The 16,408-nt window shown below is 57.4% G+C and carries 9 protein-coding genes and 3 pseudogenes; all 12 read left to right on the forward strand.

From position 1 onward, the window contains the following. Nucleotides 1-502: 502 nt before the first annotated feature. The 12 genes and pseudogenes from ACZ1HM_RS00210 (at nt 503) to tagH (ending at nt 16,386) form a co-directional block, all read left to right on the forward strand. A complete protein-coding gene (locus ACZ1HM_RS00210; protein WP_472740393.1) occupies nt 503-889 on the forward strand; it encodes a type VI secretion system accessory protein TagJ in 387 nt (128 codons plus the stop codon). Beyond that, on the forward strand, nt 882-1,379 hold the full coding sequence (tssE, locus tag ACZ1HM_RS00215; RefSeq protein ID WP_472740395.1) for a type VI secretion system baseplate subunit TssE: 498 nt from the start codon (nt 882-884) through the stop codon (nt 1,377-1,379). The genes ACZ1HM_RS00210 and tssE overlap by 8 nt, the downstream gene beginning before the upstream one ends. 6 nt (nt 1,380-1,385) lie before the next feature. Continuing rightward, a pseudogene (tssF, locus tag ACZ1HM_RS00220) lies at nt 1,386-3,263 on the forward strand (type VI secretion system baseplate subunit TssF). Beyond that, nucleotides 3,227-4,258 (forward strand): type VI secretion system baseplate subunit TssG, encoded by a 1,032-nt coding sequence (tssG, locus tag ACZ1HM_RS00225; RefSeq protein WP_472740397.1) that lies wholly within the window; start codon nt 3,227-3,229, stop codon nt 4,256-4,258. The pseudogene tssF and the gene tssG overlap by 37 nt, the downstream one beginning before the upstream one ends. Before the next feature lie 27 nt (nt 4,259-4,285). Next, nucleotides 4,286-6,992, forward strand: a pseudogene (gene tssH / locus ACZ1HM_RS00230) (type VI secretion system ATPase TssH). Nucleotides 6,993-7,078: 86 nt separating this feature from the next. Next, complete coding sequence (locus ACZ1HM_RS00235) at nt 7,079-7,912, forward strand: ion transporter (protein WP_472740399.1); 834 nt, start codon at nt 7,079-7,081, stop codon at nt 7,910-7,912. 5 nt (nt 7,913-7,917) lie between these two features. After that, nucleotides 7,918-8,394: pseudogene (gene tssB / locus ACZ1HM_RS00240) on the forward strand (type VI secretion system contractile sheath small subunit); the annotation flags it as partial. Between the two features lie 308 nt (nt 8,395-8,702). Then, nucleotides 8,703-11,987, forward strand: coding sequence for a type VI secretion system contractile sheath domain-containing protein (locus ACZ1HM_RS00245; protein ID WP_472740401.1), 3,285 nt, complete (start codon nt 8,703-8,705; stop codon nt 11,985-11,987). Next, nucleotides 11,941-12,156 (forward strand): hypothetical protein, encoded by a 216-nt coding sequence (locus tag ACZ1HM_RS00250; RefSeq protein WP_472740402.1) that lies wholly within the window; start codon nt 11,941-11,943, stop codon nt 12,154-12,156. The genes ACZ1HM_RS00245 and ACZ1HM_RS00250 overlap by 47 nt, the downstream gene beginning before the upstream one ends. 49 nt (nt 12,157-12,205) lie before the next feature. Beyond that, nucleotides 12,206-14,236, forward strand: a complete 2,031-nt coding sequence (locus tag ACZ1HM_RS00255; RefSeq protein ID WP_472740404.1) for a type VI secretion system Vgr family protein — start codon at nt 12,206-12,208, stop codon at nt 14,234-14,236. A gap of 9 nt (nt 14,237-14,245) precedes the next feature. Further along, nucleotides 14,246-14,905, forward strand: coding sequence for a DUF6931 family protein (locus tag ACZ1HM_RS00260; protein WP_472740406.1), 660 nt, complete (start codon nt 14,246-14,248; stop codon nt 14,903-14,905). A 14-nt stretch (nt 14,906-14,919) separates the two neighbouring features. Next, nucleotides 14,920-16,386, forward strand: a complete 1,467-nt coding sequence (tagH, locus tag ACZ1HM_RS00265) for a type VI secretion system-associated FHA domain protein TagH (RefSeq protein ID WP_472740408.1) — start codon at nt 14,920-14,922, stop codon at nt 16,384-16,386. Nucleotides 16,387-16,408 lie beyond the last annotated feature (22 nt).

The raw sequence follows: 16,408 nt of genomic DNA on the forward strand, positions 1-16,408 counted from the left end.
CCGCGCCCCCTGTGGTGCGCGGGCCATCAAAACGTCGTGTGATTTTTGTCCGCGCATCCCGATCCGAGCGGAGGTCGATCTGTGACGCCTGAAGAACATCTAAAATCCGGCGATCTGTCCGCGACACTTGCAGCCCTGCAAGACAAGGTGCGCGCAGATCCCGCAGACGCCAAGCTGCGGATTTTCCTGTTTCAGCTGCTGTGCGTTCTGGGCGACTGGAAGCGCGCGATCAACCAGCTGAAAGTCAGTGCTGAGTTGGACCCCTCCGCGCTGATGATGGCGCAGACCTACCGTGAAGGCATCATCTGCGAGGTATACCGCGAAAAGGTTTTCGCGGGCGACAAGGAGCCGATGATCTTTGGCGAACCAGAGCCCTGGCTTGCCCTGCTCATTGAAGCACAAAAGCTTTTGGCGCAGGGAGAGCCGGATAAGGCAGCCCAACTGCGCGCTCAGGCTTTTGACGCAGCCCCCGCAACTTCTGGCACGATCAACGGCACTGCGTTTGACTGGATTGCCGACGCGGACATGCGCACTGGGTCCGATCCTGGAAGTTGTTGTAAACGGGCGCTATTTCTGGCTGCCGTTCTCACAGATCAACAAGGTAGAGATCGAAGCCCCTGCAGATCTGCGCGACGCGGTCTGGACGGCTGCCACCCTGACCCTGCGCAACGAAGGGGAGGTGGTCGCCCTGATCCCAACCCGATATGCAGGCACGCCAGAGGCGGGCGATGACGCTGCTAAATTGGCGCGCGCCACGGAATGGCGCGATGCAGGTTCAGAAACCTTTGTGGGCCTTGGCCAACGTCTGTTTGCCACGGATGCCGACGACATCGCACTGCTGGATATCCGCGAACTTGTCCTCAACCATGAGGCTGAAAGCGATGGGTGAGAACCTGCTCTCTGAACGTCTCCAGCCCTCATTGCTGGACAGGCTGACGGATGATGCGCCGTCGGAAAAGCAGGAAGTCCGCTCAAACAAAGCCATTGATATCGGCAGGCTGCGCGAGATCATCAAACGGGACCTGGCGTGGCTTTTGAACACCAATAGCATCGAATCCTCCATCGACGTGAAACGTTTTCCGCATGTGGCAAAATCTGTTCTGAACTTCGGCGTGCGCGAAGTGGCGGGCGAATATTCAACCTCGCAACGTGCCGAGCTGATCCGCAAATCAATTCTGGCCGCCATCGTTCAGCATGAACCGCGCATCATTCATGGCTCAGCCTTTGTGGAGTTGCGCGCCGAAGAGCATAAGGGCCAGACCCAGATTGCCTTTGATATTCATGCCGATATGTGGGCGCAACCGGTGCCGTTGGAGCTGTATTTGCGCAGCAAAATCGATGTCACCACGGGCGAGGTTTCGCTCGACCGGATCGGGTGACGCCTGATGGATACCCGGCTCTTACGACATTATGAAAATGAACTGGCCTTCATGCGTGACATGGGGGCCGAGTTTGCTGAAGCCTATCCAAAGATCGCCTCCCGGTTGGGTATGGAGGGGGTTGAGGTGCTCGACCCCTATGTGGAACGCCTGCTGGAGGGTGTCGCCTTCTTATCTGCACGGGTACAGCTGGAACTTGAGATGCAGTTCCCGGTGTTCACCTCGCATCTGCTGGAAATCGTCTATCCGCATTATTTAGCCCCAACGCCCTCTATGATGATCGCGCAATTCATGCCTGATCTCAGCAGTTCTGGCTTGAAAACAGGCTACGTTATTCCGCGCCAAACAACCGTCCGCAGCCGTCTGCTGGATGGAGAGCAAACGGCCTGTGAATTCCGCACGGCACATGATGTCACCATGTGGCCGATTGAAATTACCGAAGCTGAATACATCGACAGCCGCGGCGGCCTGGTCGCCGCAGGAGTGGGGGCAGATACGCCTGCACGTGCCGGTATCCGGCTGCGCCTGCAACGCGCGAAAGGGGCCAAGATATCTGAGCTGCAGATGGATGATCTGACGCTCTATCTAGACCGCAGTTCTGGCCGCAGCTGGCAATTTCATGAACTGCTGTGCACGCAGACCGTCGGCCTTGCAGGCCGGTCCGCAGACAGACGGGATGATTGGACCGTTTCCTTGCCGCAAGGCCGCACTGGAACAGGTTGGATTTTCGCCCGAAGAGGCGTTGTTGCCCACGCCGCGCCGATCCTTTGATGGCTACCGGCTGCTGCAAGAATACTTTGCGATGCCCGAACGGTTCTTGTTCGTCAAACTGTCGGGGCTGCTGCCCGCCTTGCAAAACGCCAAGGGCAGTGAGGTTGATGTCTATATCCTTTTGGGCGACGGCAACAAAGATCTTGCCCCCGCCGTCACCCCAGACGCCTTTGGGCTGAACGCCGTACCTGCCGTGAACCTGTTTCAGAAGCGTTGCGACCGCGTTCAGGTGACAAACCGCGATGTTGAGCAGCACGTCGTGCCCAACCGAACGGCGGGTCTTGATTTTGAGATTTACCAGATTGAATCCGTCACTGGCATCAGCGGCGACGGATCGGATGACATCCCTTTCCGTCCGTTTTATTCGGCGACCGATTTTACGTCTGCCGGGGATGTGCATGCAGCCTATTACACGCAGATCCGGCGCATGCGAACCCGCAGTGAAAAGGAACGGCTGCGCGGGGTGCGCACCTCTTATCTAGGGTCAGAGGTGTACCTATCGCTCGTCGATCGGGATCAAGCGCCTTACCCCTCAAAGCTCGATCAGCTTGCCGTCACAGCGCTTTGTACCAACCGCGATCTGCCCATGTTGTTGTCGGTTGGCGATGACAAGGTCTTTCATCTGCCAGATGGCGGCCCTGTCAAATCGGTGCGTACGCCAATTTCGCCCACCCGGCCCAATCCGACCCTGGCACAGGGGGACACGGCGTGGCGGCTGATCAGTCATTTATCGCTGAACTATCTGTCGATTGCGCAGACGAACGATGGCAGCTCTGCTGCCGCGCTACGCGAGCTGATCGGCATCTACGCACCGCTTGGGGACAGGGTGACTGACAAGCAGCTTGAAGGCATCACAGGGGTATCAAGCCGCCCCATCGTGCGCCGAATGAGCGATGAGGTGCTGTCCACAGCCGTGCGCGGGCTTGAGATCACAATTGATTTTGATGAGACGTTTTTTGAAGGCACCAGCGTTTACGTGCTGGGTGCCGTGATGGAGCGGTTTTTCCGTAAATATGCCACCATCAATAGTTTTACAGAGACCGTTCTAAAGACGGAAAGACGGGGGAAATTGCCCGATGGAGACCGACGGCCGGCCTGGGCCAGATACTCTAGAGCATTTCGTCAAGCTGACGGAAGAGCCTGAGAAACATCACGTTTTTCAGGCCATGCGGATCATTGATGCCGCCTATCCTGATGCGCCGCGTCTGGGTGAAAGCCGCAGACCACGGCAAGATAAGATACGGCTTGGCCAAGAGGCTGAGCTGGCCTTTCCACCCTCTACCATCGCGGAATTTGAAGCAGGAAAAGACGGCAAACCGGGCAAGCTGATCAACCGCTTCTTCGGACTTTTTGGCCCGCAAGGCCCGCTGCCGCTGCATCTGACGGAATATGCCCGCATCCGGCGGCGCAATCACCGGGACGGGACATTCATTGGCTTTGCCAACATGCTCACCCACCGAATGATGAGCCTGCTGTACCGGGCCTGGCGCACGGGTCAGCCCGCCGCCAGCTATGACCGGGGCGATGATGAATTTGAACGCCGCGTCGCGGCGGTTGCTGGCTATCACGGCGAAGGATTTCGCAATCGCGACGCACTGCCCGATGTCTCAAGGCGCCATTTCGCCGCTTACATGTCGCAAGGCTCCAAAAACCCGGACGGGCTTTTGGCCTTTCTCAGCGCTTTTTTCGACGTGAAAGTCGAGATGATCCAGTTCGTTGGCAGCTGGCTGCAGCTTGAACCGGATGACTGCTGGGAAATGGGCCAGGGCGTTCAACTGGGACGGACCACCAGCATCGGCAGCCGGGTTTGGAGCCGCACATCGAAGTTTCGCTTGCGGGTCGGGCCGCTGGACCGTGCCACTTATGAACGTTTCCTGCCCGGCAATGAAGGATTTGAGCGGCTTGAAGCGATCGTGCGCAGCTACTTGGGCGACACGCTGGATTGGGACGTTCAACTGGTCCTGAAAGGCGAAGAAGTGCCCCGCACGGCGCTGTCGGGGACCGTCCGATTGGGACATACCTCTTGGATCGGGTCCAGACCGACCGGAGATGAGCCACGCCCCGATGCAGACGACCTGTTCCTCTCACCTCAGATTGGGCGGGCATAAACCAATGATAAGAAAGGGAGAACCGAAATGACAGAGATCAGCAGGGTCGCGTTATTTGGCAAGCTCAATAGCCTTGGATACAAGGCGGTCGAGGGGGCTACGGTTTTCTGCAAGATGCGGGGCAACCCCTATGTGGAAGTGGTGCATTGGCTGCATCAGATCCTGAACGGCCAGGACAGCGATCTGCACCGCATCATAGACCACTATGATCTGGACCCCGGCATCATCGCGTCCGAGATGACGCGTAACCTGGATGGCTTGCCCACGGCGCCTCAGCGATCTCAGATCTGTCCGATCATTTGATGGATGCGATGGAACGCGGCTGGGTTTACGGCTCACTCCTGTTTAGCTCGTCCCAAGTGCGGACCGGTCACTTGCTGCTCGGCATGCTCAAAACACCTGCTTTGCGCAATATCCTGACCTCTATTTCGCCCGAGCTGGGCAGCATCAAACCCGATGACCTTGCCGACAGCTTCCTGGATGCAACGGGCGGCTCTCCTGAGGAACAGATGGCAGCGCAGGATGGCTCTAACACGGGCGGCGGGGCAGAGCCTGGCGAAGCCTCTGGCGCGATGGCACCTGCGCAGATGGGCAAGGGCGAAGCGCTTGAGCAGTTTTGCACGGACCTTACCGAACAGGCGCGCAACGGTGAGATTGACCCCATCGTGGGGCGTGATGAGGAAATTCGCCAAATCGTCGATGTGTTGATGCGGCGCCGTCAAAACAACCCGATCCTGACAGGCGAGGCGGGTGTTGGGAAAACCGCCGTTGTCGAAGGCTTTGCCCTGCGCATCGCGCGCGGCGACGTGCCACCTGCGTTGCAGGATGTGCGTTTGCTGGTGCTGGACGTGGGCCTGTTGCAGGCAGGCGCAAGCATGAAGGGCGAGTTTGAAAACCGCCTGCGGTCGGTGATTGACGAAGTTCAGGCCAGCCCCACACCCATCGTGATGTTTGTGGATGAAACCCACACGCTGGTGGGCGCGGGGGGGCAGCTGGGACAGGCGATGCGGCGAACCTGCTCAAGCCTGCGCTGGCACGCGGCACGTTGCGCACCATCGGGGCCACGACCTGGGCCGAATATAAGAAATACATTGAAAAAGACCCCGCCCTGACCCGCCGGTTCCAGGTGGTGCAGGTGGATGAGCCTGATGTCGCAAAAGCCATCATGATGATGCGCGGCATCGCATCCATGTTGGAGAACCACCACAAGGTGCAGGTGCTGGATGAAGGGATCGAAGCGGCTGTGTCGCTTTCCGCCCGCTACATCCCGGCGCGGCAGTTGCCAGATAAATCGGTCAGCGTTTTGGACACGGCCTGCGCGCGGGTGGCGGTTAGCCAACATGCGGTGCCCGCACAAGTGGATGACGCACAACGCCGAATTGAGGCTTTGGAGACCGAGCTTGAGATCATCTCGCGCGATGAAACGGCAGGTTATGATGTGCAAGACCGGCGCGGCAAGGTCGAGGCCGAGAAAGCAGAAGTGTCCGAACGGCTTGAAGGATTGCAAGCACGCTGGGAGACGGAAAAGGAGATCGTCGCCGAAATCCTTGATCTGCGGGGACAGTTGCGCGCAGGCGGTGCCCCGGTTGAAGAGGGATCAGAGCTTGCGCCAGAGGGCGGCGAAGATGCATTGGATGACGCCGCCCGCGCTGAGGTGATGGATAAGCTCAGGGCAGCAAACGACCGTCTTTCTGAGGCACAAGGAGAAGCACCGCTGATCTTGCCAATTGTGGATGCTCAGGCGGTGGCCTCAGTTGTTGGGGATTGGACCGGTATCCCAGTGGGCCGCATGGTCCGGGATGAGCTTGAGACCGTTCTGAGCCTGGAAGAACACCTTGCCAAACGGGTCATCGGCCAGGATCACGCCATGAAGATGATCGCCAAGCGCATCCAGACCAGCAGGGCAGGGTTGGACAACCCCAACAAACCCATTGGTGTTTTCATGCTGGCAGGCACCTCGGGTGTCGGCAAAACTGAAACGGCGCTGGCCTTGGCCGAGGTGCTTTATGGCGGTGAACAAAACGTCATCACCATCAACATGTCCGAATACCAAGAGGCGCATAGCGTCAGCTCACTCAAAGGGGCACCTCCGGGCTATGTCGGCTATGGCGAAGGGGGCGTGCTGACAGAAGCGGTGCGGCGCAAACCCTATTCCGTTGTGCTGCTGGATGAGGTCGAAAAGGCCCACCCAGATGTGCATGAGATTTTCTTTCAGGTGTTTGACAAAGGGGTCATGGAAGACGGCGAAGGCCGGCTGATTGATTTCAAAAACACGCTGATCCTGCTGACGTCAAACGCCGGGTCAGACCTGATCATGGATTTGTGCAGTGATCCTGAATTGCTGCCCGAACCCGATGGCATCGCCAAAGCGCTGCGCGACCCGCTGCTCAAGATCTTCCCGGCAGCGCTTTTGGGCCGCCTGGTGACGATCCCCTATTATCCGCTCAGCCCTGAAATGATTGGCGAGATTACCAAGCTGCAGTTGGGCCGTATCAAAAAGCGGGTGGAAAGCACACATGACGTTCCGTTTGAATACTCAGACGCCGTTGTCGCGCAGATCGTGGACCGCTGCCAAGAGCTGGAAAGCGGTGGCCGCATGATTGATGCCATCGTGACCAACACGATGCTGCCCGATATTTCGGCAGAGTTTCTCAAACGCATGATCGAAGGCCGACCCGTCACCAAGGTCAGCATTGATGTAGCAGACAAGGAATTCACTTACGCCTTTGAATAAAGAGGCGAAAGCAAGAGTATTGACCGCACAAACCACCGGTTTGAGCAGAAGGAGTAAAGAATTTGGCAGTTGTTGACAGAGCTGATTTGAGCCCCAGTCGCGCAAAGGTCTTTGATTTCGTTGAAAGCGCTACGTTCAAGAACACGATCATGGGCGTGATCATTTTCAACGCAATTACGCTTGGCATCTCAACCTCGGGGAACATTTCTTCCCAGTTGGAGGCCACGCTTGGCGTTCTTGATAACATCGTGCTGACGATATTTGTGGGCGAGCTTTTGTTGAAGTTCTACGCCTACCGCTTGGCCTTTTTCAAAAGTGCCTGGAATATTTTTGACCTGTTGGTCGTTATGCTTGGCGTTTTGCCAAAGCAGGAAGGTCTTTCCGCGCTGCGCGGTCTGCGCGTCATCCGTGCAATGCGTCTTTTGTCGGCGGTGCCGCAAATGCGGGCGGTGGTCCAGGCGCTTTTGGATGCCTTGCCTGGTATGGGCGCGGTGATCGTGATGATCTCCATTGTGTTCTACGTCTTCGGGGTGATGGCCACGCTGATGTACGGGGCCAGCTTTGATGAATGGTTCGGCACTTTGGGTCGGTCACTCTATTCCCTGTTCCAGATCATGACGCTTGAAAGCTGGTCGATGGGCATCGTCCGCCCGGTGATGAAGGAATATCCCTCTGCCTGGGCCTTCTTTGTGCCCTTCATCGTGGTAACTGCCTTTTCCGTGCTCAACCTCTTTATTGGTTTGCTGGTCAACACCATGCAGGGCGCTGTGGAAGAAGAGCAGGAGCAGGAGTTTGAAAACCTGCGCAAGCTGGTGCGCGATGAAACGGATGTTGTGGACCGCAATGTGCTGGCGCTGATGGATGAGGTCAAAGCGTTGCGGGCCGAGGTGCAACGCCTGAACGGGCAGGGAGGCTCTTAAACGCCATGGCCAAAAGCGCGCAGAAGTTCATCGCCCGCAACCGGGCCCCCCGCGTCCAAATCGAATATGATGTGGAGCTTTACGGGGCTGAGAAGAAGGTTCAGCTGCCCTTCGTCATGGGGGTGATGAGCGATCTGGCGGGCAAGTCAGAGGTTGACCAGGGTTCAGTTGCCAGCCGCAAGTTTTTGGAGATTGACGTCGACAATTTTGACGAGCGCATGAAATCCATCGCGCCGCGCGCGGCCTTTAACGTGCCCAACACGTTGACCGGCGAAGGCAACATGTCGATTGATTTGACGTTTAACAAGATGTCAGATTTTGAACCCGCAGCGATTGCAGCCAAAACAGATGCCTTGCGCCCCCTGCTGGAAGCGCGCCGACAACTCACTGATCTGATGACCTACATGGACGGCAAGGCAGGGGCGGAGGCGCTGATTGAGAAGGTTCTCAAAGATCCCGCCCTGCTTGGTGCCTTGGCTGCGGGCAACGGAGACAGATCAGCAGAACAAACAGCAGCCCTGGATGCATTGCGTGCGGCAGACGTGGCCGACGACACCCCAGAAGACACCAACGATGCGACGCTTGACGCGCTGCGGCAAGCCGATGTGCCCGCCGCCCCCACCACAGATGATGGCCAAAGCGCGCTGGATGCCTTGCGCGCCGCAGCACCTGAAGAAGCGGTGCCAAGTGATACATCCGCCTCAGCCCTTGATGCGTTACGCGATGCTGCCCCAGCGGAGCAGACACCAGAGGAAACCATTGATCCGCTGGCCCCCTACGCGCGGCACCCGTGGAAGAGGCCGCCGAAGAAGACGGGCAGGATGCCGCTTTGGACGCGTTGAAATCCAGCGCGACGCCAGACGCGCCAGAGGCGGACGACGGCACTTCAACGCTAGACGCTTTGCGCGCAGCTGAGCTGCCCGAAACTGAGGATGACAACAGTGCTGAAAGCATCCTGGCGGGCTTGGACGCCCCCGTTGATGTGGCAACCGAAGACAGTGCTGATGATGTCTTGGCCACGTTGGAAAGCACAGCCTCAGAGCCAGAGCCTGCCCCCGCAGGCGATACGGTTGCCGCAACGCTCGCAGGATTGGACACACCAGATGCGCCGCCTGCTGAGGCTGACACCGATGACATTCTTGGCGGCCTTGAGGCCGTGGAGACATCTGATGATGAAACCTCTGCGGATGATATTTTGGCGGATCTTGAGGCCATAGAAGAGCCGCCTGCGCCAGAGGATATGGATGACCTGGGCGCCCTTCTTGCAGATCTGCCACCCGCAGAAACCGCACCGCCAGAAGACGGTATTGAGGATGCATTGGCGTCCCTTGACGCCCCCGTTGCACCCCAGGCCGAAGAAACCTCAGCCGATGATATCTTGGCCGAACTCGACACGCCCGCAGTATCTCAAGAGGACGTCGCCGACGATTTGGATGCCCTGCTGGACGGGATCGAAACACCCGCCGTTGAAGCAGGTGAACCCTCCGCCCAAGACGTCTTGGCCACGGTGGATGCACCACAAAGCACTGAGCAGGATGACGACGATCTGGACGCGCTCTTGGCAGGCATTGATGCCCCTGAGGAGGGCCAAGATGCGGCAAAGGCAGAAGATGTGCTGTCCTCTCTTGAGCCTGCGGAGGTGTCCGAGGCCGCAGAAGATGATCTCGACGCCCTACTTGCCGACATCGAAGCGCCTGAGGAAACCGAAGACACCTCTACCGATGACGTGCTGGGATCGATTGAAGCCATTGAAGAGGGCACAGCCGAAGAAGACGATCTGGATGCTTTGCTGTCAGATATCCACGCCCCGGCCGATCCTGAGCCTGAGGAAAGTGATGATCTAGACGCACTTTTAGCTGACATCTACACCCCTGAGGACGCTGAGACCTCTGACGATGTGGATGATATCTTGGCTGATCTGGAACCAGCAGCACTTGATCAGGAGGAGGGCGAGGAAAACCTAGATGCGCTTCTTTCTGATTTGGAAACCAGCCCTGCCGCACCGGAGGACGAGGCAGATGACCTTGATGCGCTGTTGGCGGATCTGGGGGCTGAGGACGTGGGCACCGAGGATGCCAAGACCAACGTGGATGACATCCTGGGGGATTTGGACACCGGCGATGACACCGCAGCGGCTGCAGATGACGTGGATGATATCTTGGCTGATCTGGAACCCGCCGCATTGGATGAAGACACCAATGACGATGATCTAGACGCGCTGCTGGCAGACCTTGAGGATGATGCCTCTGACACAGCGGAAGAAGATGATCTCGACAGCCTGCTGGCCGATCTGGACAGCGAAGATACTGTCAGCGCAGCGCCCGACACACCGGCTGACGATCTGGATGCGCTTTTGGCTGATCTGGATGACGAACCGCCCGCCGCCGCCGAAGACGATCTGGATGCCTTGCTGGCGGATTTAGATGCGCCAACCGGCGATACTGATGCCCCAGTCGATGATCTGGACGCGGCCTTGGCCGAGCTGGATGCGGCCCCTGAAGCGGAGGAGGCCCCCGCCACGAAACCGGAAAGCCCGGTGGAGAGCACGCCGCGCACGGATGAGCCTGCGTTGGCTTACGGTCACATTTCCGAAGACCGCCTGTCGCCAGAACAGCTGAACCGGAAACGGTTCCGCATTGCCATTCTGGGTGATTTTACCGGTCGCGCGGCAAGAGGTGCGATTGAAGTCGGGGATGCGCTGGCCAACCGTGAACCGGTTTTGCTGGACGTAGACACCGTTGAGGATGTGATCGAAGGCTTTGCAACCACGCTGATGCTGCCCATCGGCAAAGACGGGGCTGCGGTCGAAGTAAAACTTGGCGGGTTGGAAGACCTGCACCCAGATGAGCTTTATGACAATGTTGAGCTTTTCTCAGCGCTCAAAGATCTCAAGACCCAGCTCAGCCACGGGGGCACCGCCGAAGGTGCCGCTCAATCGCTGAAGGCGTGGGGCGAAGCGCACGGTCAAAAGGTTACGCCGGCCAAAACCGTCTCTGGTGGCAACACGGTGCGCGCCGACCTTAAGCTTAGCGATTTTCAGAAACTGATCGGGGATACCGGCGGCCAGTTGACCCAGGCTTCGCCGGTTGAAGAGTTGCTGGCGCGCGTGGTCGGCCCCCATATCCGCAAATTGCCTGACCCAAATGTCACCGCCATGGCCGAAGCCGTTGATGACGCACTGTCCGCCGCCATGCGCCTGGTTCTGCATCATCCCGAATTCCAATCGGTTGAGGCGCAGTGGCGTTCTATTGATCTGATCGCACGAAGCATCGAAACTGACGATACGCTGGATGTCATGCTCTATGACATCTCAGCCGAAGAGATTGCTGCAGATCTGACGCAATCGGATGATCTGGCAGAGAGCGGATTTGTACGCCTGCTGACCGAAGCGCCATTGGACGAAGAAAACGGGCGCGGTGCCTATTCGGCGATGATCGGCATGTACAGCTTTGAAGAAACGCCGCCCCATGCCCAACTGCTGGGACGGATCGCGCGGGTGGCTGCGCATGTGGATGCCCCATTTATCGCGGCCATGACACCTGGTTTCCTTGAAACCGCAAAAGAGGATCGCCATCCCCTTGTGGCGTCTGAATGGGACAGGCTGCGCGCGATGCCCGAGGCGGGACATCTTGCGCTGGCCTCGCCTCGGTTCCTGCTGCGCAGGCCCTATGGCGCCAAAACCGAACCCATCTACGAGTTTGAGTTTGAAGAATTCACTGAAAGCGATGGGCTGTCAGGCATGCTTTGGGCCAATCCCGTATCCCTGGTATCAATCCTGCTGGCCAAGTCATTCCGGGAAAATGGTGCCTCCATGGGCCTGGGTAAGATCATGTCGCTGGGCGGCATGCCCTATCACTACGTCAATGACCGCTATGGGGATCAGGTTGCCTTGCCCTGCACAGAGCGCAATCTGACCCTTGATAAAGTCGAAATCGTGATGGGCCGCGGCTACCTGCCGGTGATTGCCATCAAAGGCCGCGATGAAATTGAGACTGGGCGCGTTCCAGTCCTTGGCGGGGGGCGATATTTTGGGCCCCTGGGCAAAGGTCCCACCGCCGCCACCTTCCCCGCCTGAGCCGCCACAAGCGGCACCGCAGGAAGGTGCAGCCCCCGCTGAGCAAACATCAGATCAGGATGATCTGGACGCATTACTGTCCAGCTTTGATCTGGATGCGGCAGGGGACGATGACCAAAGTGAAGATGATATGGATGCCGAACTGGCCGCGCTGCTTGCCGATCTTTGAGCGGGGAAATTTCGCCCCATTCCGGCCGCGCATTTAAAGGGATGTTTTGATGACCTTAAGCAAGCCAAGAGACGACGCCTCGACCTGGATGTCGGGCACCTACAGCGCCGATGAGCTAAAGCTCCGTCAAGGGGTGGTGAAGGAAAAGCTCAGTACACTGACAGAGACGACCATCGAGTTTGTCAGCGAAAAGGTGGGGCTGGAGATCAAGGACTTCGTTGGCAAAATCATGACCCTGCATGTGCAGGAAGAAAACCAAGACCGCTCGCATACTCCCAGTGAGGGCCGCAAATTCACCGGCACCTGTATCTCTATCGAAGCCATGGGGATGCGCGATGGCTTTGACGTTTTCGTCGCACAAATACGCCCCTGGTTCTGGATGCTTACCCTGCAGCGCAATATCCGGGTGTTTCAGGAAAAAACGGTCAAGGAAATCATCGAAGAGGTCCTGGGCGAACATGGCTTCTCAGACTATGAACTTAAGCTGTCCGAGACGTATGAGATGCGCGAATACTGTGTGCAGTACCGCGAGAGCGATTTCGCCTTCCTGTCCCGTCTGATGGAAGAAGAAGGGATCTATTATTTCTTCGATCACACTGATGCTTTTGAGGCCAATGAAAAGCTGATCATCTGCGACGGGCTGAGCGCCCATAAAGACGTACCCGTTGACAAAGAGCTGAAATTCAAGCCGCGCGATGGTGAGGATTCACACTCAGGCCAGACCATCACCGAATGGGCCGCCGCCCAGGACGTCACCCGTGGCAAGGTCAGCCTGACGGATTACGACTTTGAAAAACCGGGCATTCGCCAGATGGAAGTGACCGCAATCCCGAAGGGACAACACAATTACAAGAATTATGAATACTACGACAACTTGGGCCATTATCGCGGCGAAAGTCAGTTAGGTCAGAACCGCACCCGCATCCGGGCCGAAGCCGATGCCATCAAGCACCTGCAATACCGTGGTTCTGGCGATATCCGCCATTTTGGCACCGGCTTTCTGTTCACGCTGACAGAACATCCCGAAGAAAAGAACAATGCAGAATATCTGATCACAGAAGCACTGCATTACATCAAAGACTCTGAGGAAATGGCCGACAACGACCGTTGGTTTGCCATCACGCCAAAAAACATCGACATCCCCGAAGAAGTCACCAATGACTATTCCTTCACATTTGGGGCTGTCCTGAAAGAGCATAAGTACCGTGCACCATTGATCACGCCCTGGCCCGAAGTCGCGGGGATTCAAATCGGTGAGGTGGTCGGACCTGATGGCAAAGAGATCTACACCGACGAATATGGCCGCATCAAAGTGCGGTTCCGGTGGGACCGCATCAATGAGCCAAACGAACATGCGTCGTGCTGGATCCGGGTTGTTACGCAGTGGTCGGGCAATGCCTACGGTCTCATCTCCATCCCGCGTGTAGGGCAAGAGGTGATCATTCAGTTTGAGGATGGTGATCCTGACCGCCCCATCTGCACCGGGATGATGTACAATAAAGACAAAATGCCCCCCTACGTTGATCCTCCCGAAGAAACCCGCACTGGGATCATGACCCGCTCTTCACCTGAAGGGGGAGAATCTGAATATAACGCACTGGTGTTCGAAGATGAGGCCGGCAAAGAGTATGTGCATGTTCAGTCGCAAAAAGACTACCAGATGGTCGTCAAGGATTCCGCACAGATCACCATTGGGGATGACGGGCTGAATGTGGATAGCGGTGCGCAGGAAGTTGAGGCCAACAGCTTGCTGCAAACGGTAAAACAACACGTCACCGAAATGGTACAAGAGGGCAACAAGACAGAAACCGTGGACAAGGGGAACCTGGATCTGACGGTTGAGGGCGATATGACGGAAATCGTCCGCACTGGTGACATGAGTTTGGACGTGAAAACGGGCAAAATCACCATGACCGCCGCGCAGAAGATCACGCTGCAAGTTGGGCAAAGCTCTATCGTAATCACGCCAACTGGTATTACCATCAGCGGGGCAACGTCGGTAAACGTCGATGCTCTGAACACCACTGTGCAGGGCACCGCGGCGTTGACGCTGCGGGGTGGTATGGTGAGAATAAACTAGGGCGGGATGATGAGCGAACGATTCAAAGATATGGTCAAAGTACCGAAGGAGCCTGTCGCCAAGCTCCTATCGCTGACCAATACCCGTTTGCAGACGCCTATTACCGCACCGGTGGCCGCTTTGGCAGATGAAGTGCTGGCCGAACTGGATGGCAAAGGCGCGATGATGGATGTCATGCGTCTGATGTCCATCGTGCTGCCGCCCCGCGAACGGGTCTGGTGGGCCTGTTTGGCGGCGCGCGATTATATCGGGCCCAAATCAGACAAGGATCCACAACCGCTCGTTACCTCTGAGGCTTGGGTGTTCAACCCGTCAGATCAAAACCGCGAGGCCGCGCGCAACTCCATTGATGAAGCCTATATCGACGATGAAACCGTAAATTGCGCGCTGTCTGTGCTTTATTTTGACGGCACGCTTGGCCCTGCCGATCTGGCTGATTATCCCTCGCCTGCGGGGGCCGCTGAAACCTATGCCTTTGTGATGAATGTCGTGGCGCTGGACAAAAACTCTGATAGATTTGAAGAGTATGGCCAAATGCTGATTGATCGTGCCGTTGATATAGCCCGGGGGGCAACGGCAGGTTGCAGGCCAAAGAAGAAAACAAGGAGGCGACGTGATGCCAGATGCCACGCCGCGCGCGCTAGTCTGCCAAGCAGCGATCTGGGTTAGGATCTAGAGACAGCGTGCCCGTCAAACTGTCTTTCCAGTCCTCCGGGACGATCCCTGGTGATGTGGGTCCAATGCAGATGCCGTCAGGCGGCAGCCTAAGCATCGGGCGCGGGCCTGCAAACGACGTTGTGCTGCCAGACCCGGAACGCCAGCTTTCCAAAAACCACTGTGTGATTGAGGATCATAACGGCAACATTGTTGTGGTCGATTTCTCAACCAACGGCACTTTTCTGAATTACGCCAAAACCGCGCTTGGCCGTGTGCCAACCCCGATAAACCATGGCGATATCCTCTCTGTCGGCAGCTATGAGCTGCTGGTTGAAATTTCTGAGGCTTTGCCGCCCCCCATCCCCGATCCATTGGGCCATGACCAGGTATCGCACGGCAGTGCGGAACGCGCGCCCGATCCGATGCAGCTTTTGGATGATGTGGGGCCTGGCGGTGATTTTCTTGATGATTTGCTGGGCGCGCCCGAAGGGCCGAAAGGGCCCGCGCAAATCAAAACCGCCGATCCCATCGATGATCTGTTGCCACCTTTGGGCGAAGAAGAAGATCCGTTCTTTGCCAAACCCGGCGGTGATATCCCGGATGATTTCGGCTCTACCCAGTCCGCGCATAATACCAGCGGCACGGACAGCTTTCGCCCCGCGCTGTCCACAGGCCCTGCCGTTATCCCCGATGACTGGGACGACGATCTGCTGGCCCCATCCCAGCCTGAAGAACCGCAAGCACCTGCACCAACGCCGCCCGCGGCGCAGGACACGCCACCAGCCCCTGAACTGACCGCGGAAACGGAACTGCCGACACCGCCCAAACCCGCTGAACCCACCGCAGCACCAGCCCCGCTGACCCCCACAACCGTGCCACCGGCGGCTGAACAAAAGGTTGTGGCACAAGGCGATCAAGCCGCCGCGCGCGCGTTTCTTGATGCCCTTGATGTCGAAGAGCTGTCGATTTCTGACGAAGACCTACACACCACCATGGGCCGGATGGGCCGGGTGATGCGCACAATGATCACCGGCCTGCGCGAGATTCTGATGACCCGCACCTCCATCAAATCCGAGTTTCGGATTGAGCAGACCATGATCAGCGCGGGCGGAAATAACCCCCTGAAATTCTCAATCAGCCCCGAACAGGCGATTGAGGCCTTGGTGAAACCTAAATCTCGTGGCTATCTTGGATCTGAGATGGCAACCGAACAGGCCCTGAATGATATCAAGGCCCATGAGGTAGCGATGGTCACCGGCATGGAGGCCGCGCTCAAAGGCATCTTGGCAAAGTTGGATCCCGAGGTGCTGGGGGAGCAGATTGAAGAAGGGGGCGGTATTGGCGGCCTCTTGAAAGGAAAGAAAGCCCGCTATTGGGAAGTCTACGAAAAGATGTACAGTCAGATCTCAGATCAGGCTGAAAATGATTTTCACGAGCTCTTCAGCCGCGAATTTGCGCGCGCTTATAAGGAGCAGCTCGACAAGTTAAAATAATCGTCTCCCAAGGGGGCGAAGG

Source organism: Sulfitobacter sp. GN1-4 (genome assembly GCF_055693825.1).

What these genes read in the sequence shown, in the direction of transcription:
- tssG (WP_472740397.1), top strand. Translation starts at nt 3,227, where the DNA reads ATGGAGACCGACGGCCGGCCTGGGCCAGATACTCTAGAGCATTTCGTC.
- tssE (WP_472740395.1), top strand. Translation starts at nt 882, where the DNA reads ATGGGTGAGAACCTGCTCTCTGAACGTCTCCAGCCCTCATTGCTGGAC.
- ACZ1HM_RS00260 (WP_472740406.1), top strand. Translation starts at nt 14,246, where the DNA reads ATGAGCGAACGATTCAAAGATATGGTCAAAGTACCGAAGGAGCCTGTC.
- ACZ1HM_RS00255 (WP_472740404.1), top strand. Translation starts at nt 12,206, where the DNA reads ATGACCTTAAGCAAGCCAAGAGACGACGCCTCGACCTGGATGTCGGGC.